19 protein-coding genes are annotated in these 22,321 nt (G+C 53.0%); all 19 read right to left on the reverse strand.

Annotation, left to right across the window (positions count from 1 at the left end; all coding sequences use genetic code 11):
• Positions 1-70 precede the first annotated feature (70 nt).
• On the reverse strand, positions 71-967 hold the full coding sequence (locus tag BBB56_RS11795; RefSeq protein ID WP_158673936.1) for a glycosyltransferase family 2 protein: 897 nt from the start codon (positions 965-967) through the stop codon (positions 71-73).
• Between the two features lie 84 nt (positions 968-1,051).
• Positions 1,052-1,600 (reverse strand): dTDP-4-dehydrorhamnose 3,5-epimerase, encoded by a 549-nt coding sequence (gene rfbC, locus BBB56_RS11800; RefSeq protein WP_123801151.1) that lies wholly within the window; start codon positions 1,598-1,600, stop codon positions 1,052-1,054.
• Positions 1,600-2,481, reverse strand: coding sequence for a glucose-1-phosphate thymidylyltransferase RfbA (rfbA, locus tag BBB56_RS11805; protein WP_123801152.1), 882 nt, complete (start codon positions 2,479-2,481; stop codon positions 1,600-1,602). Before rfbA ends, rfbC begins: the two co-directional genes overlap by 1 nt.
• 37 nt (positions 2,482-2,518) lie before the next feature.
• Positions 2,519-3,406: a dTDP-4-dehydrorhamnose reductase gene (gene rfbD / locus BBB56_RS11810; RefSeq protein WP_123801153.1), complete on the reverse strand. Its 888-nt coding sequence runs from the start codon at positions 3,404-3,406 to the stop codon at positions 2,519-2,521.
• Positions 3,406-4,485, reverse strand: coding sequence for a dTDP-glucose 4,6-dehydratase (gene rfbB, locus BBB56_RS11815; protein ID WP_123801154.1), 1,080 nt, complete (start codon positions 4,483-4,485; stop codon positions 3,406-3,408). Before rfbB ends, rfbD begins: the two co-directional genes overlap by 1 nt.
• Before the next feature lie 432 nt (positions 4,486-4,917).
• Positions 4,918-5,931, reverse strand: coding sequence for a UDP-glucose 4-epimerase GalE (galE, locus tag BBB56_RS11820; RefSeq protein ID WP_123801155.1), 1,014 nt, complete (start codon positions 5,929-5,931; stop codon positions 4,918-4,920).
• Positions 5,932-5,983: 52 nt separating this feature from the next.
• Entirely contained in the window at positions 5,984-6,880 is an 897-nt protein-coding gene (galF, locus tag BBB56_RS11825; protein WP_123801156.1) for a UTP--glucose-1-phosphate uridylyltransferase GalF, read from the reverse strand.
• A 275-nt stretch (positions 6,881-7,155) separates the two neighbouring features.
• Positions 7,156-8,496 carry an MOP flippase family protein gene (locus tag BBB56_RS11830; protein WP_123801157.1) on the reverse strand — a complete coding sequence of 447 codons (1,341 nt, stop codon included), beginning with the start codon at positions 8,494-8,496 and terminating at the stop codon, positions 7,156-7,158.
• Positions 8,493-9,716: a glycosyltransferase gene (locus BBB56_RS11835; RefSeq protein WP_123801158.1), complete on the reverse strand. Its 1,224-nt coding sequence runs from the start codon at positions 9,714-9,716 to the stop codon at positions 8,493-8,495. The genes BBB56_RS11830 and BBB56_RS11835 overlap by 4 nt, the downstream gene beginning before the upstream one ends.
• Positions 9,717-9,720: 4 nt before the next feature.
• Positions 9,721-10,983, reverse strand: a complete 1,263-nt coding sequence (wcaK, locus tag BBB56_RS11840) for a colanic acid biosynthesis pyruvyl transferase WcaK (RefSeq protein WP_123801159.1) — start codon at positions 10,981-10,983, stop codon at positions 9,721-9,723.
• Positions 10,984-11,168: 185 nt separating this feature from the next.
• Positions 11,169-13,379: a phage tailspike protein gene (locus BBB56_RS11845; protein ID WP_123801160.1), complete on the reverse strand. Its 2,211-nt coding sequence runs from the start codon at positions 13,377-13,379 to the stop codon at positions 11,169-11,171.
• 89 nt (positions 13,380-13,468) lie between these two features.
• Positions 13,469-14,503 carry a glycosyltransferase gene (locus BBB56_RS11850; protein ID WP_123801161.1) on the reverse strand — a complete coding sequence of 345 codons (1,035 nt, stop codon included), beginning with the start codon at positions 14,501-14,503 and terminating at the stop codon, positions 13,469-13,471.
• A 40-nt stretch (positions 14,504-14,543) separates the two neighbouring features.
• Entirely contained in the window at positions 14,544-15,296 is a 753-nt protein-coding gene (locus tag BBB56_RS11855; protein WP_123801162.1) for a glycosyltransferase family 2 protein, read from the reverse strand.
• A gap of 65 nt (positions 15,297-15,361) precedes the next feature.
• Positions 15,362-16,279 carry a glycosyltransferase family 2 protein gene (locus BBB56_RS11860; protein ID WP_123801163.1) on the reverse strand — a complete coding sequence of 306 codons (918 nt, stop codon included), beginning with the start codon at positions 16,277-16,279 and terminating at the stop codon, positions 15,362-15,364.
• A 76-nt stretch (positions 16,280-16,355) separates the two neighbouring features.
• The gene (locus BBB56_RS11865; RefSeq protein ID WP_123801164.1) at positions 16,356-17,558 is read right to left on the reverse strand and encodes an acyltransferase family protein; all 1,203 of its coding nucleotides are present in this window, start codon (positions 17,556-17,558) and stop codon (positions 16,356-16,358) included.
• Between the two features lie 32 nt (positions 17,559-17,590).
• The gene (locus BBB56_RS11870; protein ID WP_123801165.1) at positions 17,591-18,316 is read right to left on the reverse strand and encodes an SGNH/GDSL hydrolase family protein; all 726 of its coding nucleotides are present in this window, start codon (positions 18,314-18,316) and stop codon (positions 17,591-17,593) included.
• A gap of 13 nt (positions 18,317-18,329) precedes the next feature.
• Entirely contained in the window at positions 18,330-19,466 is a 1,137-nt protein-coding gene (locus BBB56_RS11875) for an EpsG family protein (RefSeq protein ID WP_123801166.1), read from the reverse strand.
• A gap of 227 nt (positions 19,467-19,693) precedes the next feature.
• The gene (gene wzc / locus BBB56_RS11880) at positions 19,694-21,871 is read right to left on the reverse strand and encodes a tyrosine-protein kinase Wzc (protein ID WP_123801167.1); all 2,178 of its coding nucleotides are present in this window, start codon (positions 21,869-21,871) and stop codon (positions 19,694-19,696) included.
• A gap of 12 nt (positions 21,872-21,883) precedes the next feature.
• Positions 21,884-22,318, reverse strand: coding sequence for an arsenate reductase/protein-tyrosine-phosphatase family protein (locus BBB56_RS11885; protein WP_123801168.1), 435 nt, complete (start codon positions 22,316-22,318; stop codon positions 21,884-21,886).
• Positions 22,319-22,321 lie beyond the last annotated feature (3 nt).

The following is a 22,321-nucleotide window of genomic DNA, read 5'->3' on the forward strand; positions in this document are numbered from 1 at the left end:
TAAATTACTATCTTCAGAAAAAATCTGATAATCATAAAAACAATTCGTTTCATATTCACACCATCATTCATTAAACCAATTTTCTAAAGACATTCATGATAAAAAAGGCACATGTTTCAACGAAGCTTTGTCTGTAAAAACCGCCAAATATAAAACTAGCAATCCTTTTTACCAGACCTTTCTTTAAAGACTTAAACCTAACATAATTAACCTGATTCTCATTCGGCATACTCTCTTTAATACAATCCAGCGCCGTACAGTTCATTCTGCTCCAGATTTTGAATTCTCCAGAAAAAAGTCGATTAAATCTTCTAAATTTTGACAGCAACCCTATGTTACTCCCGACAAGATTATGTGCATGTTGTCTGTAAAGAATTAGAGGTTCTCGATCATAAATAACAACGCCATTCATAGCACTGCAGATAATGTAAAGAATCCAATCGTGGGAGACGATTTTTAAGTCGGCAGGAAACGTTTCAAAGAGTTGCTTCAATCCCCGACTGAACACCATAGTATTCCCACCAGCATAGCTTTGTAAAAGTGCATTATTGAAGCAAAATGCTTTCTTAAAACACGGTGAATAACCGATACAATTGCCATTTGAGTCGATCAATTTGGTACGCGAGCCATACAATTTGTATTTATTCTGCGGCACTGAGTTTAACTGCATGACAGCAGATTCAAGCTTGCCATCCAGCCAAATATCATCCTGATCACAAAATGCATAATAATCGGAATCTATATCGCTACGTTGCAGCATACTTAAAAAGTTCGCTGCGAACCCTTTCCCTGGTCCTTTATGTAGTACGACTTTATTAGGATACTTTAGCGCAAAATGCTCAATAATTTCACAGGTACTATCTGTTGAACCATCATCAGAAACAATAAGATTCCAATTAGTGTACGTTTGTGAAGCAATTGACTGGAGTTGCTCTGCTAAATATTTTTCACCGTTATAAGTACCCATCAGGATACTCACTGTACCTTTATTGCTCATCATCATTAGCTACATAAAAAGGATGCATAAATAACGCATCCTTAGTTTTAGGAATCAATCAAAGGTTACTGCTTGTGAAAATGCTATTCCGTCTTTATCTTTAGCGGAAAGAGCAGGACTATCACCTTCAGGGATCGGCCAATTGATATTCAAATCTGAATCATTCCATAGCAAAGAATGCTCATATTGTGGATTGTAGTAATCGGTGCATTTGTAAACAAATTCGGCACTTTCAGAAGTCACATAAAAACCATGAGCGAATCCTTCTGGCACCCATAGCTGCCGCTTATTTTCTGCCGAAAGGTATACGCCTACCCAGTTTCCAAATGTAGGCGATGACTTTCTCATATCAACTGCCACATCAAAAACTTCGCCTGCAACTACCCGGACAAGCTTGCCTTGTGTATTTACGGTCTGGTAGTGCAAACCACGCAAAATTCCTTTTGAAGATTTTGAATGATTATCTTGTACAAAAGTTCGTGGTGAAACTTGTTCTTCAAATTTCTTTTGCTGCCACGTTTCCATAAAGAAACCACGTTCGTCGCCAAACACTGACGGCTCTATTATCTTTACGTCAGGAATTTCTGTATCAATGATTTTCATTATAGTTTCCCGTTGTATAATGCCATCAAATATTTGCCATAATCATTTTTAAGTAGCGGTTTCGCGAGCTCTTTGAGCTTTTCAGCATTAATGAATCCCATACGATATGCAATCTCTTCCGGGCAAGCGACTTTTAGCCCTTGGCGGGTCTCAATAGTTTGAATGAAGTTATTTGCTTCAATCAGACTTTGATGCGTGCCAGTATCCAACCACGCGTGACCACGGCCCATAATAGAAACCGATAGTTCGCCTTTTTCCAAATACAGGTTGTTGATATCGGTAATTTCCAGCTCTCCACGTGGAGAGGGCTTTAGGTTCTTCGCCAATTCAACCACGCTGTTGTCATAGAAGTACAAACCAGTCACGGCATAGTTGCTTTTCGGCTCGGTGGGCTTTTCTACCAGTGATATGGCTTTGCCAGATTTATCGAACTCAACAACGCCGTAACGCTCTGGATCATGAACATGATAGGCGAAGACCGTCGCACCCTTCTCTTTATCAGAGGCATCTTCAAGCTGCTTATGCAAGTCATGACCATAGAAGATGTTATCGCCCAGTATCAATGCGCAATTATCTTCACCAATAAATTCTTCACCCAAAATAAATGCCTGTGCCAGACCATCCGGTCTTTCCTGAACGATGTATTTCAGATTAAGACCCCACTGTGAACCATCACCTAGCAGGCTTTCAAAACGAGGGGTATCTTGCGGAGTACTGATGATCAAAATGTCACGAATGCCCGCAAGCATAAGCGTGCTGAGCGGATAATAGATCATCGGTTTGTCATATATAGGCAGGAGCTGTTTACTTACCGCCATGGTGACCGGATAGAGGCGCGTACCTGAGCCGCCTGCGAGAATTATTCCTTTTTTACTTTTCACAACGTTACCCTTAGAATTTTACAGGACCTGAAATGACTCAGTCATATAGTTCATTCAACATGCGAATAACACCTTGTTGCCATTCCGGCAGTGTTAAACCAAATGCGGTCGTCAGTTTTTCAGTATTGAGTCTGGAGTTAGAGGGACGCTTAGCGGGTGTTGGAAACGCTGCGGTATCTACAGTATTAATTGCAGTGATCTTAAGCGGCAGCCCCCTATCCCGGACATATCCAATAACCAATTCTGCATACTCGTACCAAGTTGTAACACCTGAGGCAATCAAGTTGTAAATGCCTGCTTTTTCAGGCTGAGCCAAGGTTGCTTTGATTGCATGCACAGTACAGTCAGCAATCAACTCGGCACCAGTGGGTGCGCCATACTGATCGTTAATTACAGATAGCGTTTCTCGTTCCTGTGCCAGGCGGATCATGGTCTTGGCAAAATTGTTACCTTTTGCCGCGTATACCCAACTGGTGCGGAAGATGAGATAGTTAGGCACATGCGCAATTATTGCCTCTTCGCCCTGGCGCTTAGTTTTGCCATAAACATTCAGGGGAGAAGTGACATCGTCTTCCCTCCAAGGGCGCTCACCGCTGCCATCGAAAACATAGTCGGTAGAATAATGAACCAGCAAAGCGTTCACATCCTTCGCTGCACATGCCAGCGCCTCCACACTGACGGCATTAATTAACTCAGCATTATGGAAATCAGTTTCTGCCTTATCTACGGCGGTATAGGCTGCGGCATTCACAATTACGTCAGGTTTTATATCCCGCACGGTTTTTGCAATGCCTTCTGGATTTGTCAAATCACCACAGTGATCACTAGAATGACGGTCCAGCGCCACAACTTTACCCAACGGAGCCAGCGCACGCTGCAATTCCCACCCTACCTGACCATTTTTACCGAACAGAATAATATTCATCAGCTGCGTTTCTCATAGTTCTGTTCGATCCAGTTCTGATAGGCCCCACTCTTTACGTGCTCAACCCACTCTGAATTGTTGAGGTACCATTCGACCGTTTTTTTCAGGCCCGTTTCAAAAGTCTCTTCCGGTTTCCAGCCCAGATCTTTTTCAATTTTAGCGGCATCGATCGCGTAGCGACGATCGTGCCCCGGCCGATCCTGAACGTAAGTAATCTGGTCGCGGTAAGGCATTGCTTTTGGACGCAGTTCATCAAGCAGGTCGCAGACTTTCATCACAACATCGATATTTTTCTTTTCGTTGTGTCCACCAATATTATACGTGGTGCCAGTCTTTGCGTTTTTAACAACGGTATAGAGCGCACGCGCGTGATCTTCGACATAGAGCCAGTCACGAATCTGGTCGCCTTTACCATAGATAGGTAAAGGTTTGCCTTCCAGCGCATTGCTGATAATCAGCGGGATGAGTTTTTCCGGAAAGTGATAAGGACCATAGTTGTTTGAGCAGTTGGTCACAATAACCGGCAATTTATAGGTGCGTCCCCATGCGCGAACCAGATGATCGCTGGCCGCTTTAGTCGAGGAGTAAGGACTGCTGGGCGCATAAGGGGTTTCTTCCGTAAACAGCGGCAAATCGCCGTCCATTTCATCTGGATGCGGTAGATCGCCATACACTTCGTCAGTAGAAATATGGTGGAAACGAAATGCCGCTTTTCGTACTTCAGGCAATGCGCTCCAGTATTGACGGGCCGCTTCTAACAGTGTGTAGGTACCTACCACGTTCGTCTGAACAAATTCGGCCGGGCCGGTGATCGAACGGTCAACATGGCTTTCAGCGGCCAGATGCATGATGGCATCAGGCTGAAATTCATTTAATGCTTCGGTGATAGCCTGGCCGTTGCAGATATCGATCTGCTTAAAGGTGTAGCGTGGATTGCCGCTCACCTCTTTCAACGATTCAAGATTGCCTGCATAGGTTAGTTTATCAACGTTTATGACTTCATCATTCGTATTGTTAATAACATGACGAACAACTGCCGAACCGATAAAACCTGCACCACCAGTGATAAGTATCTTCATAACGTGTTTATTCCTGAAAAGCTATCTGAGGCATGAGCGCCCGAATAAAATGCATACAATTATATGCGCTTAGGGCACGCTACCGCCCTTGGGTTACAGCTCCCACAATGCTAATTATCTTTAGACGAATGAGTATGCTGGTAATGTGAACTTCAACATAATCAGCATTTCATTGATTGATATCACTTTATTAATGAAATTGTTTGACTGGGTTTATCATTCAACAATCTTAAATTCTATCACTCGGGTATAGCTATTACGAATAAAAAGCGATTATGACACAGGTGTTAGTTCAACTCTTGAGCGCTTCACTGGCGCAGGAGATGGTTGCTGATGCGTCAGGGCGATGCAATCAGAATAGTGGGAAAGAACTGATAAGATAATTCAAATCAAATATAAGAAAGGCGAACCGGAGTTCGCCCTTCTTTTCAACTAACGAAACCCGTTCGGGTTCTTGCTCTGCCAGTTCCACGTATCGCGCATCATCTCTTCGATCCCGCGCGTCACGCGCCAGTCCAGCTCTCTGTCAGCCAGGCTGGCATCCGCCCAGAAGGCGGCCAGATCGCCGTCGCGACGCGGTTTGATCTCATAAGGAATCTGCTTACCCGAAGCCGCTTCAAACGCCTTGATCATCTCCAGCACTGAGTAACCTTTACCCGCGCCCAGATTGTAGGCTTTGTAACCTTCAACTTTCGGTAAATGATCCAGCGCTTTCAGATGACCTTCCGCCAAATCGACGACGTGAATGTAGTCGCGCTGACAGGTGCCGTCCGGCGTCGGGTAGTCACCGCCGAATACGCCCAGCTGCGGCAGACGGCCAATCGCCACCTGAGCGATATAGGGCAGCAGATTGTTGGGAATGCCGGTAGGATCTTCGCCGATTTCGCCCGACTCGTGCGCGCCGACCGGATTGAAATAGCGCAGCGCAATAGCTTTAAATTGCGGTTCAGCAAAGGCGAAGTCGCGCATCACTAACTCAATCATCAGCTTGGAAGTGCCGTAAGGGCTGGTGGTGCCGCCAATCGGCGTGGTTTCCACATAGGGAACCGGCGCGTCAGCGCCGTAAACCGTGGCGGATGAGCTGAAGATAAAGTTGAATACGCCTGCGGCGCGCATCTCTTCCAGCAATACCACGGTGCCCGCTACGTTGTTCTCGTAATACTCCAGCGGCATACGGGTGGATTCCCCTACCGCTTTCAGCGCGGCAAAGTGGATCACCGCCGAGATGTCGTTGCTGGCGAACAGGTCGCGCAGACAGGCGCGATCGCGAATATCGCCTTCGACAAAGGTCGCTTTTTTACCCGCCAGCTTCTCAACGCGGTTAATCGCCTCGCGCGAGGCGTTGCACAGGTTATCCAGTACCACAACGTCGTCGCCGCGCTGCAATAACGCCAGCACCGTGTGCGAGCCGATATACCCCGCCCCGCCCGTTACCAAAATTGCCATGTCAGCTCCTGTCAAAGCTGCCGCGTCGGTGCGCGGCAAAACCTAAGAAAACTTATTTTGCCAGAATTTTTTCGATGGCGGCGCGGAATTCTTGTCCCATGCCGTTGCTGCGCAGACCGTACGAGACAAACGCCTGCATGTAGCCGAGCTTGCGACCACAGTCAAAGCTGCGCCCCGTCAGCAGCGCGGCATCGACCGGCTTCTTCTTGCCCAGGCTGGCGATGGCGTCGGTCAGCTGAATACGGCCCCACGCGCCCGGCTCAGTGCGCTCCAGTTCGCCCCAGATGTCAGCTGACAGCACATAGCGGCCAACCGCGGCCAGGTCGGAGTTCAGCGGCGCTGGCTCTTCCGGCTTCTCAACAAAGTCAGTGATGGCGCTAACGTCGCCTGGGTTATCCAGCGGCTGTTCAGTGGTGATCACCGAGTACTCTGAGAGGTCGGCAGTCGGCATATGCTGCGCCAGCACCTGGCTATGGCCCGTCTCTTCAAAGCGCGCCACCATGGCCGCCAGGTTGTAGCGCAAATGGTCAGCGGTAGAGTCATCCAGCAGCACGTCCGGCAGCACCACTACGAAAGGATTGTCGCCGATCATCGGGCGAGCGCACAGAATAGAGTGGCCCAGGCCCAGCGGCTGCGCCTGGCGCACGTTCATAATCGTCACGCCCGGCGGGCAAATGGACTGCACTTCGCTCAGCAGCTGACGCTTAACGCGCGCTTCGAGCAGGGCTTCCAGCTCGTAGGTGGTATCGAAGTGGTTTTCCACCGCATTTTTGGAAGCATGGGTGACCAGCACAATCTCTTTGATGCCCGCGGCAACGCATTCATCAATGATGTATTGAATCATCGGCTTATCAACGACAGGCAGCATCTCTTTAGGAATTGCTTTTGTCGCCGGAAGCATATGCATACCGAGACCCGCAACCGGGATTACTGCTTTAAGCTTGGTCATATTTTTTCCATTTCATGAAGTGAATACGTGCGGTCGATTATGCAGGATCGGCCAGAACTGCAAGTATAATCTTTATCCGAAAATCCGACACTAAATGCCTGTCATCCCTTAGAAATTCATCTTTTTCCCACTGTTCAGACGCGCCATAAAGTGAGTAAAGACAAACGCTAACCTGTGCGAAAAAAACCTCGCTATCCGCATTCGGCGCTGCAGGATAAGGCCAGGCTAAAAAAGAACCGGGCGGCACAGTGGCCGCCCGGAATAACATCGACAGATTACAGCCAGCGTTCAAACCATTCCGGCATGATAAACAGGTTAAAGTGGCTCACCAGCACAATCACCGCGACAAAGATTGCCGAGACCGACACCCACTGACGCGCATAGGGCATAAAGCGGATGCCGATTACCGGTTTGATAAAGAACGGATGCGCAAAGGCGGAGATCAGCACCTGTGAGATGGACAGCGTCAGCGCGACATAGAGCACATTCGGCCAGATAAAGGTGGTCGCCAGTACGGCAAGCACCACCAGGCTGGCGACGATATTCCAGTAGAACTCCACGTTGGTCCGCCCGTTCGCCTGGGAAATCGCGCCGGTCAGTCCGCCCATCGGGCGCAGCATACCGAACAGCAGCATCAGCGGGATCAGATGATAAACCTGCTCGTGCGACGCGCCGTAGAGCACCCGTACAATCACCGGCGAGAGGATGCCGATCGCGAGGTACATGGCGCTGCTGAACAGCATGATGACGAAGGTTCCCTTCAGGAACAGCTTTTTCAGCTGCTCCGGGTCCTGCTGTTTCTCGGCGAAGCGCGGCAGCGCCAGGCGGTTAATCACCGGCGATACCAGCTTCAGCGGTTGCAGGATGAGCTCTTTCGCCAGCGAGTAAATGCCGAGCATCTCCGCGCCCATCACCTTGCCGACAATCAACGCATCCGCCTGAGTGCGCAGCTGGTTAATGGTCTGCGAGCCAAGCTGATAGATGCCGTAGCGTACCGCGCTGATAAAGGTCGCTTTATCGAACTCCCAGGTGGGTCGCCAAGACTTCTCGCCGAAAGCGATCATACACAGGATGCGGGTAAAGGCGTTGATAAACAGGCCGAGGATAGCCGCCGCTACCGTCAGCGAAGTGAAATAGAGCATCGCCACGGTGCAGAGAAAAGCAAACAGCTTGGTGGCCATCTCGATTTTCGCGAGCAGCACCATGCGTTTGGTTTTAATGTAGTGCGCCTGATACTGCGACAGGTGGCCCAGCACGAGGAAGTTCAGGCTGGTGAGCATAATCAGCCCCACCAGCTCCGGCAGATGATAAAACCAGGCGATCGGATACGCGATGCCCAGCAGAATCAGGCCGGTCGCCAGACTCAGCGAGACGTTGACCCAGTAGATAGTGCTCTGCTCACGGCGCGTAATCTCCTGGCGATGCACGATATAGCTGCTCATCCCCATATCCTGAAGCACGGTTGCCACCGCCAGGATAGCATTAATGATCGCCAGCAGGCCCAGCTCGTGCGCCTCCAGCTTGCGCGCCAGTACGCTGAGTTGCAAAACCTGAAGAAGCGCGGCGAAACAGGTGCTGCCAAACAGCCATACCGCCTGTTTTTTTAAACCACTCACGCCAGTCGCTCCAGAAGCTGCGCCAGCTCACCGTAGGCAATATGCTGGTTGAATTCCGTTTCGACTTTACGACGCGCCGCTGCCACCACCGGCGCGACGTCCACATCGCCCTGCGACAGCTTCAGCAGCGTATCGGCCAGCGCCTCGGCGTCATCTTCCGGCACCAGCCAGCCTGAAACATTGTTTTCAATCAGCTCTGGAATGCCGCTGTGAAAGGTCGAGACAACCGGCAAGCCTACCGCCATCGCCTCCATCAGCGCCACCGGAATGCCTTCCATATCGCCATCCGCGGCGGTTTTCGACGGCAGCAGGAAAATATCCGCTTCGTTCAGCGCGGCGCGGATCTCTTCCTGCGGCTTAAAGCCCGGCATGGTGACGCAATCCTCCAGCCCGGCGCGAGCGATATGCTCCCGCATCATCTCATCCTGATCGCCGTTGCCGATGATAGTGAACTCAAACTGGCCGCCCCGCTGCTTCAGGATTTCACTGGCCTTCACCGCCACATCCAGCCCTTTCTTTTCGGTAAGGCGCGCCACGGAAACAATGCGCAGCGGCGAGTGAAACGCCTGGCGCGGCTGGAAGTTGAACTTCTCCGGCTCAATGCCCATGCGCGTGACGTGAATCTTCTCTGGCGGGCAGCCCATCTCAATCAGCTTGCGCTCCCAGAGATGGCTAATCGGCAGCAGCAGCTCGCTCTGCTCGAACAGGTTAACGTAGTCCTGCTTGTGCTCTTCCAGAATATGACGACGCGAAATATCGGCGCCGTGAAACACCGTCGCCTGCTTGCCAATCAGCACGCCCAGCTCACGCAGCTTGTTGGCCAGCGCGCCCGCGTAGCCAAAGTGCACCAGAAACACGTCAGCGGTATAGGGCTGGCTGGTATTGGCCACGATAGAGGGCAGCAGCAGCTTGCTGGACTGGGCGCCGTAGCGGCGCACGTTCAGCGAGCGGATCAGCGCCGGTTTCGCCACCTTCGGCAGCACCAGCTTCAGACGCTGGTTCAGCTTGTCGATGTTCGACACTTTCTCTTCAGGCAGCAGATAGTGCGTCCGCGCCGCCAGCTGATACTCATCAAAGGCGGCGTGGCGATTTACCATATCGCCGGGGAACACAGAGATAATCTCTACGTCATAACCGGCGTCGATAAAATGGGTCACCTGATTCAGCACGAAGGTCTCAGAGGCGACCGGGAAACGCATGGTGAAAAAAGTCAGTTTCATAGCATTACCCCAATACGTTGAGGATCTCTTCTGTGATCCGGTTTCCGACTTCGCGCTCGTGCGCCACCGCCGCATCGACCTGCTGTTTAATGGCGTCATGATTCGCCAGTACATCTTTGACTTTGTTAATCAGCGAACCGTCCATCAGGCTCTTCACATCCGTCGCCATCTGCGGCAGGCCAAGCTGATTCATGACGCCCATCGATTTGTGTTCATAGTTAATGGCAACGGCCGGAGTGCCGAAGTTCATCGAAATAATGGCGGAGTGCAGACGCGTGCCGATGGTGAGGTGGCAGTGGCCCAGCAGAATGCCTAGCTCCAGGTCGTTAAACTCATCCATGATGACGTGATAATGTTCGGGCTGTTCAACGCTGTCACGCAGCGTCAGCGCGACCATGCGGTCATCTTTGGCATAGCTGTCGATGCCGGTACAGGTTGAAAAAGCCACCACCTGATAGCCTTCGGCAATCATCGCATTGATGACGCGGCCAAACGCGGCCTCATACTCTTTCTGCGTCACGCCCAGTCGTTTATCGAAGGGAGCCAGCTCGCGCACGGTAATCGCAATGGTTTTGCGGCTGCTGATGATGTTTTGCCAGTGCAGCAGGTTATGGCTGGGCTGCTCTACGCTGCGCGCGCGCACCAGAAAGGCGGTATCCACCCCAGGCGCGACTTTGCGCGTGGTGACGCCATCTTTTTTCATCAGATCCAGGCTAACCGATTCACGCAGCACCAGACTGTCGACGCGATCAAAAACAAAATTAGCCAGCGCGTTAGTGCGCGGATTCTGGAAGGGACCGACCGAATGGCCGATCATATAGAGAGGTTTTTTTGCCATCAGGGCGCACAGCGCATGATCGAACTGGGTGACGCCATACAGATCGACGAAGAAAGAGCCGCCGACCTGAATAATGGCGTCGTACTGTTTCAGGCTGTCAGTGAAGGCTTCCAGATGCGCCGGCACGGCGAAGGATTTAAACAGGCCGCCTTTACCCAGATGCGCCATCATAATATTCGGCATCAGGCGATTGGCGACTTTACGCTTTACCGTCCCGACCAGGCCTTTCGCCCCTTTACTGTTGTGTAAAAACAGCGAGTCCTGCTTGATGTCTTGCTGGAGCAAATACCCAGAGCTAGTTGGATAACGGCTAATCACATCGATTTCAAGATCGCTGCGCGCAGCATTCATTGAATCGATCAGCCCACGAAGAATCGCGCCATCCCCGCGATTTCCACACGTATGGTTACCCACCAATAAAATTTTCATCAAAAAACTCCGAAAAAATTTCTTTTAATTTTTTACCCGACCGGTTGCTGCTGCGATGTGTCGGATAAACAAGCCGCCATGTCCTGAACTGGCAAAGTGAACTCTGTGTTTAAAAAAAACCAAAATACAAAAAAAAGCTCCAGAGAGTGCTGCTCGCGCCCTTCCCTGCGCGCGATAAAGAAGCGTTAACTTTTAATAGCGAAGTAAGGCACGGCGCAGGGTTCGCCATTAATGACCATCGAGATAAAGCCTTTGGGTTTGCTGGTATCCACCTGCTCTGCATTGAGCGCGCGCGAGGCCAGCAGCAGATCGCCCTGCTCATTGCCGCCGATGCCCGCTTTACCGTTATGCAGACTAAAACGCTGCGGCGCGGCCACGTTGCCAGAGGGCGGCGTCGCTTTCTCCATACGGGCGCTGACGCGTGCGCAGCGACCCGTGGCGAAACGGTCTTTGCTGGTGGTTTTCATCAGCACGACCGCCGACGGCGTCCAGCCCGCCAGCTTAACGAAGAGGCGCACTTCGCTGTCGTTCGCCGCCACGTAGCGCACCTCAGCTACCGGGCTGCTGCCTTCCGCCGACCAGCTCGCTTCCGCCTTGTTCTTTTTGCGCTGCACATGAATCACTGCGCGCCCGCCGGTTGAGCGGTCGGAAATCGGGTTCATCAGCGGCTGGCTGGTGCTGCCGTTGCTAAATTCCGACTGACCGAAAATTTCGATCTCCCAGGCGTCACCCACGGTGGGTGAATAGAGCGTGCCCAGCTCAAACCACGTCTGCTGATCGCTGTTGTTTTCCAGTCGCCAGCGCGACGTGATGTAGTTGTATTTCAGGCTGCCGTCGATCGCGACGCCATACGACTCCACGCGCGTGGAACCCATCTCCCAGACGTTCAGCCAGCGATCGCCCTGATCGGAGTTGTCAATCCAGCTCCCGGATTGCAGATTGGTCTGGCGCATATTCAGGCGCGAGTTGTGGGCGATCAGCGGATTTTTACAGTCTTCAAGGCTCAGCGCGTCGACGATCCACTGACCGTTAGAGATGTCGCCCGGATGGTCGCAGTGCTCGATCCAGCCGTTGTGAATAATCGACTGGCTACAGCGCGGCAGGTTCAGCACCATGCCGCCGCGGCAGTTTTGCGCATTGAAGTTAGAGAGTTCGATAGCGGTGCTGTGATCCCAGGCGCCCGCCTTGCGGCCTGACCAGCCCGCTTTAATCACATCGCCGGTGCAGCGCGAGGCGTACCACTGGTCGATTTTGCAGTCCAGCGTGTCGAGCAGGCTGAGCGCCGTGCCGCCCACCGCGTTGAAGCGCAGGCAGGCGCCGCGGAAGAACTGGCCGCCATCGCAGGTATTGCGAAACAGCCCCTGCTGGTTAGGACGTTTGTCCGTATTGCCGTTGAAGATCAGGTTGGAAATCTCGACCCAGCGCGCGTTGACGCTGAAGACAAAGTCTGACTTTCCGTCAGAAACAATGGTGGTCGCCGGGAAATAGCCAAAATTAACCATGGCGCCGGAAATACGGAAGAAACGGCGACCTTCCTGGCCAAAGTCACAGGCGGAAACAAAGAAGGTTCCGGCGGGAAACTGTACGCAAATCGGCTGCTGCGCCTGTTCCGACCACTGATACATCGCCTTAATCGCGGGCGCCGCGTCGGTTTTACCATCGGCGATGGCGCCGAAGTCAAACAGCGACAGACGGTTAAAATCGTCAACCACGCGACGCCAGGAAAAACCGTCGCCGGCGATGTTGACGCCGCCGTCATCTCTGACGTTCTGAAAGCTGCCGACGAACTCCCCGCCGCCCACTTCCAGCCCTTCATGCCAGCTTTTCAGCTTGATCTTCGCCCCTTCGAACAGCGGACGGGTTTTACGCAGCTCGTCCACCGAGGCGATTTCGCCGATCAGCTGATAGCCGCCCGGCTGCGCCAGCCGCTGGCTGAACGCCGCCTGCCCCGGTCGGCTGACGTCAGGGATAGCAAACAGGGTGGCGCCGTCGTTATCCTTCACCGTCATAGAGTGCGCCGGATCGGCGATCAGCGCGGCGTTGTCGTGAATAAAGCGGGCGAAGCTGCCTTTATTGAGGGCGATCGGCTGGGTAATCTGCGACAGCTTGCCGCTGTCGTCGCGCAGAAACACCGGAATCTGGTTTCCGGCCTGGCTGGCATCGCTGCCGGCTTTGCCGATCCATAGCTGGCCTTCGAAGCTCTGCCAGAACTGCGGCGGCATCGCGTAGAGGTTTTCCGGCGTCAGAATCGGCACGTCCCCTTTCGGCACTGCCGACGGATCGACCGTTTTCAGCGCGACGCCGCTGCTTTTCGCTGCGTGGCTGGAAAATGCGCTGACGGACAGCGCGGCGACAATGGAGGAGGCTGCGGTTTGCAAGACTTCTCTTCTTTTCATGCATCAAATCCCGTAGTCAGTGGGGCCACGCAATGGGCCGTAACAGTGTCCCCTGAGGCACGTTCCAATAGGCCTGCTCTTTGCCGCGGCTAAACCAGCGCCAGCCAGCTCTGCTTAATCTGCTTACCGTCGAATTTCAGCGCGGTAATTTGCGTGTTTTGACTCATGGCGTAGAACAGCGCGTCATCGCTGGCGAGCCGATCCATACGCGCCAGGAAGGTCGCTTTATCGTTCATCGGCACCAGGAAACCGTCTTCGCCCTCGTTGATAATCTCTTGCGGACCGGTCGGACAGTCGTATGCCACCACCGGCAGCGACCAGGATTTCGCTTCCAGCAGCACCAGCGGCAGCCCTTCGTAGCGCGACGTCATCAGCGCCATATCGCTGTCGCGATAGTAGTCGTTGATGTTGCTGACGCGGCCAACGAAGTTAACGCTGCCCGTAATGCCGAGCGCCGCCGCCTGATCCTCCAGCTGCTGACGCAGTTCGCCATCGCCTGCGATCACCAGCGTCCAGTCCGGATGGGTTTGCGCAAAGTCACGCCAGATGTCCAGCAGCAGATCGAACCCTTTTTGATGATCGAGACGGCCCACCGCCAGCGCCTGACGGCTGCGCGAACGACGCTCAAAGGCTTTGTACACCACCGGGTTGGGAATTTGCTTGCTTGGAATGCGCCAGCGAGAGAAGACCTGATGGTCTTTGTCGGTCAGGACGATAACCTGATCGTAGTAGCGCAGCAGCAGGTACTTGAGGAGTTTGATCGGCTTGCTGAAGGAGTTAATCGCAATGTGTTCGCAGGCGTAGGCCTTGAAGCGTTTTTTCTTGCCGGAGAGCAGGCTCCAGAAGGCGAACATTACGCTTAAACGCCCCATGCTGATCAAAAACACGCTGTCGACGTCTTCTTCGTGAATACGCTTTACGATGCTTTTGATCGGGTTACTGTGTCCTTCGAAGCTGACAATCGATTTCGCATGTTCAAAGGGGTAGAAAGGTTTACCGCTGCCTTCCAGCGAGTAGATAGTGACGTCGTGCGTTTCGCCCAGACACTCAGACATAAAGTTACAGATGTTCTCAGTGCCGGCGTATGAGTAGGCATCTTTGATCACCAGGACGATTTTTTTCATTTAACGCAACCCACCTCAAAAGAGTAAAAAGACAATCCTGTTATCGATGCTTCAGGGTAAACAGCACGCCGTTCACCATATACCAGCCGTAATAGTAATAGATTTTTAAAGGATTGTTTTTATAGATAATTCTTAATAATTCGAGATGCCATTTCGCCGCTTTATTCTTATTGCGCGAAAGGGAATCGCCTAACTCGTAATAATTGACCAGAATGCTCTGAATCACGCGCGCCTGTTTATAACGGGTGAACAGTTCATAAAGAAACAGGAAGTCTTCGTGCCCTTTGCGCTGGAAGAAAATGCCCTGCGGCGGACGACGGAAACAGACCGACGAGAAGCAGACGCGATACTGCTTCTTCACAAAGTTTTCCTGCTGAAGATAGGGTTTGCTGTAGGTAATGTCGTGATCGGCTTTTTTGGTTTTATAGTGATATTCCGTGATAACGAAATCGTCGCCCGCAGCGATAGCCGCAGCCTGCTGCGCCAGCTTATCGACGTGCCATTCGTCATCGCTGTCGAGAAAGGCGATGATCTCTTCTTTCGCCGCACGCAGCCCAACGTTGCGCGTCTCCGCCGCCCCAAGGTTGACCTCATTATCGAGAATGGTGATGCGCGGATCGCGACAGTGCTCGCGCACCAGCGCCAGCGAATCATCGGTCGATTTGTCGTTGATCAGGTAAAGGTGCCAGTCTGGCCACGTCTGGTTCATCACCGACTGCACGGCGCGCAAAACCGTCTGATGAGCGTTATACATCGGCATCACAATGCCTACGGTGCCAACATGATTCGTCATATTCATACCTGAATAAAAAGAGTCGTTCCGGGAAAACGCTCCCGCAGCGGGGAGCAAAGTTAAAATCAGGAAACCGCTTTTTCACCACCCAGCCGCGCTCTTAACTTGTCTTTCAGACGGTTAAGAAAATAGGCCCGGTTATCTTTGTTGGTGAGAAAGAAGTAGCGCGCAAAGCTGAGGCTCGCCATCAGCGACTTGCCGTCCATTTTGTAACGCAGCGGCAGCTTAAAGGCTTTATAGGTGTGAACGTCGCGCGCGGTGAGATGCGGCTTCATCGCATCCAGCCAGAAAAGCGAATATTTCACCGATTCGCCTTTATGCCTGGAGCCAAAACTTGTCACCAGGTGATAGGTCGCCAGCGGCCGCGCAATCATCACAAACTCATAGCCGAGACGATCGGCGCGAATGCAGAAGTCGTAATCCTGATGGCGGATGTAGCGGGTATCAAACTGAATGCGCGCCGCATCTTCGCGCTTTAGCACGATGGTGCTGGTCTGGATAAAGCCGTAGCAGCCGAACAGGTACTCCGCCACGGTTTCATTTTTACCCGGCGTCTGCATCGGCATAACCTTCAGGAAGCTGCCGTCCTGATAGATATTGACCTGGCTGTAGATCACGAATTTGCTTTTGCCCTGGGCTTCCAGCTCGTGAATTTTGCGGCTGGTCTCCAGCAGCTTGTCGGCGTGCCATTCGTCATCGGCGTCAAGAAAGCTGATGTAATCGCCGGTCGCCAGCTCAATACCCTTGTTACGCGCGCCTGCGCCGTTCAGTTTCACCTCAGACAGCACCAGATTGATGCCCAGATCCTGATAGCGCTCACTGTTGACTACCTCCGCCAGCGCCGCCGCATCGGCGGATTTGTCGTCAACGATAATCACTTCAAAATTGCGATAGCTCTGCGCCTTGACGCAATCCAGCGTCGCGACGATCGACTGCGACGCGTTATACGCGGGTATTACAATGGAGAAACGAATGTCCTTCATGCCAGTACCTCTTAAATACAGGGCCGAAATCTAAAAAATGGACTGCGTGCGGCGGCGACGGACGCAGTCCCGTTAATCAGTAGGGGTTACCGGAGCGATCCTGGCTGGCGGGCGAGACTTCAGCCGCCACCTTTTTCTTATTGCTGCTGCCGATAAAGGGTTTTTCGACACAGAGATAGGTCATCTTTGCCACGTAGAACGAGATGATGAAAAACAGCGTGGAGATCAGGGTGTAGACCACCATATTGTGCGGTATCCAGCCGAGCGGAACCTGCTTAATGAAGTAAAGCACCACGCCGTGGATCAGATAGAGGCTATAGCTCACCTCGCCGATCGACATCAGGGTTTTGTTCTCCAGCATCCCCAGCAGACTATTGCCGCTGCTCACCACAAAGAAGATGGCGGTCAGACAGCAAAGGAAGACCAGATACCAGAAGGCGTTGCTGGTGAAACCCAGCGCGAAAATCGCCAGCAGCATGCAGGCGACGCCCGCCGTACGCACATTTTTCAGGCGCGCCAGCTGGTCGCGCCAGGCGTAAGCGAAATAGCCCATCGCGAAGCCAAGCACCGGACGCGGATCGGTGTAGGTTTTCCCCCACAGGCGCAGACCGACGGCAATAATGAAAATCACGCCGATAGAGCCGAGGATCAGCAGCGTCTTGTATTTGCCCCGCGTCGCGCGGTTGATCACATAGATAAGCGGGATAGAGAGATAAAGCAGCCACTCAAGGCGCAGCGTCCACTCTACGCCGGCGTTTACATCGGCGGTTAAAAAATCGCCTATATGATAGCTGCCGATGAAAAACAGCCAGAGCACAGCGTCGGTCACACTCTGCGCGTTAAGCTGCAGTCCGCCCTGCACCAGGCCCACCAGAATGATCACCAGGCCGGAGAACCAGAACATCGGAACGATGCGGCGCACGCGCGACTTCAGCAGTTTCCAGGTAAGCTGGCTCGCTGGCATGGCGTCATTATCCAGCCAGCGATAGAACAGAAACGCCGAGATCATAAAAAACAACAGTACGCCGAACTTGCCGGCGTTAACGAAGAAGTTACCTTCGGAGAACCAGACGAAATAATCCTTATCGAAGATCCAGTTGCCGTCGAGCGAATAGAGATAGTGCACCAGATGAGAAAACGCGACGATGCTGGCCAGCAGCGCGCGCAGTCCGGAAATGCTTTTGATGCCGCTGCCGTTGTAGATCCCTTTGTGAAAAGAGGTCGCGCGCAGAAAGAGCAGCGCCAGGCAAAATGACACCACCATGATTAATACATACATGACAACTCCTGAAGCCACAGAGAAGGTTGGATTTAACTGCCAGGCTGCGACAGCTGTTTACCGAAGTTGGCACTGATCACATCAAAGGTTTGCTGCGCTTTCTGCTGGTAAAGCGTCTCGGAAGGATGGATACAGTCCGGCGACATGGCGCTTTGCCAGTTGCGCTGCGCTTTAATCGCGGTCCACTGCTTCACGATGGGCACGCCCTGCGCTTTGGCGACTTCATTAAGCTGGTAAACGTAAGGCCAGACATTCCAGCGCTCGACCTTGCCGCAAATCGGGTTTGGCTCCTGTAACACCACCAGCTTGTTATGGGCCTTTGCCTCTTTCACCAGCGCGGTCATGATGCGCCCATACTCTTCCGGGCTTTCCAGGTGCGCGTTTTTATCCTTGAAGTAAAAATGGCGCGCATCGTTAATGGCGTAGTTCAGCAGGATCAGCTTCGCATCGGAATTGGCCATGCGTTCCGTCCAGCCGCTGGGATCCTCTTTGCCCTTGTTATAGAGCAGCTCTGCCGCCTGCGCGCCCGGCACGCCGTGGTTTTTCACTTCAATTTCGCTGCCGTATTTGCTTTGCAGCAGCTTTTGCAGATACGCCATCTCGTTGCCCGGCGTAATGATATTTTTCCCGCCCGAAGACATCACGCCTGCGGTGGTGGAGTCGCCGTAGGCGGCAATAATAAAGGCGCCGCGATCGTCGGCCGCCTGCGCCAGGCAGGACGCCGACAGGATCGCAACGGCAATAAGCGATTTAGTCATGTTACCTCTCCGGTTAGTGGAACAGCCTGAATTCCTTCGCCACTTCATAGCCGACAACGGCCTGCTTAAGGGAAATCGTGTTGTAGTAGAGGTAGTAGACAAGAAAGAAAGCGAACATGGCGAACATAGCCGGCTTCAGTACCGGTCTGACCTGATACACCAGCGAGGCCAGAATAATCGGCTCGACCTGCAACAAATAGTTAGAGAGGCGCGCGCCCGATGAGTAGTTATAAAAGAAGATACGAATGCCGCCGCCGATAGCAAAGGTCAATACCAGCAGATAGTTAAGGCGATACTGCTGATAGTTATATTTTTTGATTTCGTCGCTCAGCAGGAAATAGACGAAGATAAACACCAGCATGATGTTCTTCAGGTTCGACACCGAGAAGATGCTGCCTTCGCCGGTGTTAGAGGTTTCGTTGCTGTAGCCTTCCGCCCTCTCCCCCAGCGATCCCAGATGCGACGAGATCAGCGCGATAAAGCTGGTGCCGCCGACTTTCGAAGCCGGAACGCTCAGCAGAATAATGGCCACCGGCCACCAGCGCGAATCGCGGATAAACAGGAAAGGAATAAGGGTGACAACCATCACCGCCGTGTTATGGCTGAAAAACGATAACAGGGTAAACGCCAGCGCCATCCAGTAGCGCTTCTGGTAGATATACCAGATCACGCCGAGAAACAGCGCAGAGCTCAGGCCAAAGCGAATCTGGTTCATATCTTTGTTGATAAAGATATGCGCCGAATAGAGCGCCAGCGCCAGAATCGGATAGGGCGACATCTTTTTAAAGAAAACCGCGTTTACCGCGACCGCCAGCAGGCAGAAGACAAACAGGAAGATGTCGGCGTTGTGAGAAAACAGGCTGACCAGATAGGCCAGGCCAAAAATCAGCGGCTCATAGCGAAAGAATGCGACGGTTTCAGCGAAGCCGTTGACCTGAATACGGTTGATAAAATCAGCAAAAAAGCTGCGGTACTGATAATCATCCATACCGGTGCCGAGACCGCGGATACCGCCAAACACCACCAGCGTTGCGGCGGCGATGCAGAGCAGATAAGTCAGGAGATGAGTTGTACGTTCGTCTTTTTTCAGCAGGATTTCCACGATGGAAATCAGCAGCAAAAAACCTGATATATACCAATATGGAGCCATGGTGTGATTCCTTAATTCCACACGTTGTCAGCTCAACAGACCGTCGCGCCGCACGCGGCGACAAAGCGGTCCTGTTGCTGACCCATTCTGTTATGGACGCCCGCCCGGTTATGCGTGTTATTCGTGGCGTCTGGCGCGAAACACAGAATCACCTGTGTACATCGTTGCGTGTTGTCTTTATGGGACGATAAAAAGGGGCGGTTACACCGCCCCGTCATCGTCAAACCTTAGCTTTTCGTCGGCTTGCCGTACTCGTAGTCGTAGTAGTCGTAGCCATAACCGTAGGCATTCGCGGCTTTACGCACCACGGCGTTCAGGATCACGCCTTTAATCTCAATGCCATTCTGCGCGAAGCGTTTGTAGCTGACGTCGATCTCTTTGGCCGTGTTGGCTTCGAAACGCGCCACCATCAGCGACGTACCCGCCAGTTTGCCGATAATCGACGCATCGGTTACTGCCAGAATCGGCGGCGTATCGATCAGCACCAGGTCATAGTTTTTGCTTGCCCAGTCCAGCAGCTCGCCCATGCGGCGATGCATCAGCAGCTCAGACGGGTTCGGCGGCACCTGACCACGCGGCAGGAAGTCGAAGCCGTAAACGCCGCGCTGAATCAGCGCCGGAGAAAACTCGGTTTTGCCTGACAGGATGTTAGACAGACCGGATTTGTTATCCGCGCCGATCAGCTCGTGGGTATAACCACGACGCATATCGCCGTCGATGAACAAGACGCGCTGACCGGCTTTCGCCACCAGCGTGGCCAGGTTGGCGCAGATAAAGGTTTTACCAATACCTGGGCTGGCGCCGGTGATCATCAGGACATTGTTCTTCGCCTCCATCATGGCGAAGTGCAGGCTGGTGCGCAGGCTACGAATCGCTTCGATGGAGAGATCGGTCGGGTTGCCCAGCGCCAGCAGCGTTTCGTGCGGGTCGAGCTTCGTTTTGTGACCGCGACGCGCCAGCGCTTCGGTGTCTTTCTTGCGCTGCCATTCAGAGAGCGGCACGCTGGCATAGACGTTCATACCCAGCTCTTCCAGCTGTTCCGGGTTCTCGATGCCGTGATGCAGCAGCGCTTTCAGCAGCACCAGACCCACAGAGACCACCAGGCCCAGCAGCAGGCTCGCGGCGATGATCAGCGTTTTCTTCGGCGCGACCGGCGAGTTAGCTGTTTCAGCGTTGTCGATAATGCGCACGTCGCCGACGGTGCTGGCTTTGCTAATGCCCAGCTCCTGCTGACGGTTCAGCAGCTGCATGTAAATCTCCTGCCCTGCCTGCACGTCGCGGGTCAGACGCAGAATCTCTTGCTGAGTCTGCGGCATCTGGGAGATTTTCTTGTTGAGCTGCGCCTGCTCGCCTTCCAGCGTTTTACGCTTTTCCAGCAGCGCGCGATAGGTCGGGTGATCTTTGGTGAACAGCTGAGACACTTCGGCCTCGCGGAAGGTCAGCTCGTTCAGCTGGCTCTGCACGCTGACGGAGGAGTCGAGCGCCGATTTCGCTTCCAGCGACATATCCACCGATTCGTTCTGACGACGGAACGTATTCAGCTTGTTCTCCGCGTCGTCCAGCTTAGCGCGTACCTGAGGCAGCTGGTTGCGCAGGAATTCCAGGCTCTTCTCAGCCTGTTCAGACTTGCGCTCAACGTTTTGCAGCAGATAGTTGTTAACGATCTGGTTCAGCACTTTGCTGATGTGCTCAGGATCTTCACCCAGATACTCCAGGCCCAGCACGCCGGTGTCTTTGCCCTTGTCCGCAACGGTCAGGTTCGCCAGCACCGAGTTAATCGCCTGCAACTCGTTCAGCTTGGTTACAGTAAAGCTGGTGCCTTCATCAGCCTGAATATCGCTGACCAGCATGGTGATGTCGCCGTGTTGCTCCAGACGTCCCACCTGACCTTTAAACAGCTCGTCGCCGTCTTTGCTGACGGTATAGGTAGTCGGGCTGTTAACTTCCAGCTCAACGTTGCGCTTGTCGATGGTGCGCGGGATTTCCAGACGCGAAATAGCGATCTGAGCGGGTTTATTACCCATCAGGCGCGACAGCCCTTTCCCGATAATCGGGAAGTAGTTCTGCTCAACAACGGTATCCAGACCGAGATCGCTCACGGTCTTGCCAATCACCATGCGCGATTCCAGGATCTGAATTTCAGTATCAGATTCCGGCGTCGCAGGCAGGATGCTTTGCAGGTCAGAGAGCACGGTACTGGTGTTTTTTTGCTCCACCTGCACCATGGCGTCGGCGCTGTAAATCGGGGTAGCGAACAGTGTGTAGAGCGTTCCCACCAGCATAAAGAAGGCGGTTACGGCGACAATGATCCAGCGATGATCGATCAGCTGACCCAAAAGATGCCCAAGATCGAACCCTGTCGACTCCTCTCTTGGCGCGGTCATAACCTTATTTTTAATATTCATGGATAATCCCAACTATCGGCTTAGTACGTTGACCCATTTCTGGGTAGCGTTTTCCAGTAACCCGTAAACCTCTTCAAAGGCCTCACGACTCTTTTTATACGGATCCGCGATTTCCTGTTGGTTGAGCCAGTGCCCAAGCAGCATGGTTTTTCCGCGCGCGGCTGGATCGATGCGATTGACCTGTTCGATGTGGCGTTTTTCCATCACCAGAATCAGATCGTAATCGCGGCACATACTGGCAGTTAACTGCTGCGCATGATGTCCCTCCAGCGAGAGACCATGACGCGCGGCCACCTCGCTGGCGGTTTGATCCGCCGGATACCCCTTCAGGGCGCCAAGCCCTGCCGAAGCGATTCGCTTTTCCGGCAATGCGCGCTTCAGTAAGCGCTCTCCGGTAGGAGAGCGACAGATGTTGCCGACGCAGACCACTAACACGGACGTAATCATGGC

The sequence above is a fragment of the Candidatus Pantoea deserta genome, from assembly GCF_003813865.1.
In the GTDB taxonomy this organism is placed as follows: Bacteria; Pseudomonadota; Gammaproteobacteria; order Enterobacterales; family Enterobacteriaceae; genus Pantoea; species Pantoea deserta.

Excerpts from the sequence above, each read along its gene's own strand:
- BBB56_RS11795 (WP_158673936.1), bottom strand. The coding sequence starts at position 967 with ATGGGTACTTATAACGGTGAAAAATATTTAGCAGAGCAACTCCAGTCA.
- rfbC (WP_123801151.1), bottom strand. The coding sequence starts at position 1,600 with ATGAAAATCATTGATACAGAAATTCCTGACGTAAAGATAATAGAGCCG.
- rfbD (WP_123801153.1), bottom strand. The coding sequence starts at position 3,406 with ATGAATATTATTCTGTTCGGTAAAAATGGTCAGGTAGGGTGGGAATTG.
- rfbB (WP_123801154.1), bottom strand. The coding sequence starts at position 4,485 with ATGAAGATACTTATCACTGGTGGTGCAGGTTTTATCGGTTCGGCAGTT.
- galE (WP_123801155.1), bottom strand. The coding sequence starts at position 5,931 with ATGGCAATTTTGGTAACGGGCGGGGCGGGGTATATCGGCTCGCACACG.
- galF (WP_123801156.1), bottom strand. The coding sequence starts at position 6,880 with ATGACCAAGCTTAAAGCAGTAATCCCGGTTGCGGGTCTCGGTATGCAT.
- BBB56_RS11835 (WP_123801158.1), bottom strand. The coding sequence starts at position 9,716 with ATGAAACTGACTTTTTTCACCATGCGTTTCCCGGTCGCCTCTGAGACC.
- wcaK (WP_123801159.1), bottom strand. The coding sequence starts at position 10,983 with ATGAAAATTTTATTGGTGGGTAACCATACGTGTGGAAATCGCGGGGAT.
- BBB56_RS11845 (WP_123801160.1), bottom strand. The coding sequence starts at position 13,379 with ATGAAAAGAAGAGAAGTCTTGCAAACCGCAGCCTCCTCCATTGTCGCC.
- BBB56_RS11850 (WP_123801161.1), bottom strand. The coding sequence starts at position 14,503 with ATGAAAAAAATCGTCCTGGTGATCAAAGATGCCTACTCATACGCCGGC.
- BBB56_RS11855 (WP_123801162.1), bottom strand. The coding sequence starts at position 15,296 with ATGACGAATCATGTTGGCACCGTAGGCATTGTGATGCCGATGTATAAC.
- BBB56_RS11860 (WP_123801163.1), bottom strand. The coding sequence starts at position 16,279 with ATGAAGGACATTCGTTTCTCCATTGTAATACCCGCGTATAACGCGTCG.
- BBB56_RS11865 (WP_123801164.1), bottom strand. The coding sequence starts at position 17,558 with ATGTATGTATTAATCATGGTGGTGTCATTTTGCCTGGCGCTGCTCTTT.
- BBB56_RS11870 (WP_123801165.1), bottom strand. The coding sequence starts at position 18,316 with ATGACTAAATCGCTTATTGCCGTTGCGATCCTGTCGGCGTCCTGCCTG.
- BBB56_RS11875 (WP_123801166.1), bottom strand. The coding sequence starts at position 19,466 with ATGGCTCCATATTGGTATATATCAGGTTTTTTGCTGCTGATTTCCATC.
- wzc (WP_123801167.1), bottom strand. The coding sequence starts at position 21,871 with ATGAATATTAAAAATAAGGTTATGACCGCGCCAAGAGAGGAGTCGACA.
- BBB56_RS11885 (WP_123801168.1), bottom strand. The coding sequence starts at position 22,318 with ATGATTACGTCCGTGTTAGTGGTCTGCGTCGGCAACATCTGTCGCTCT.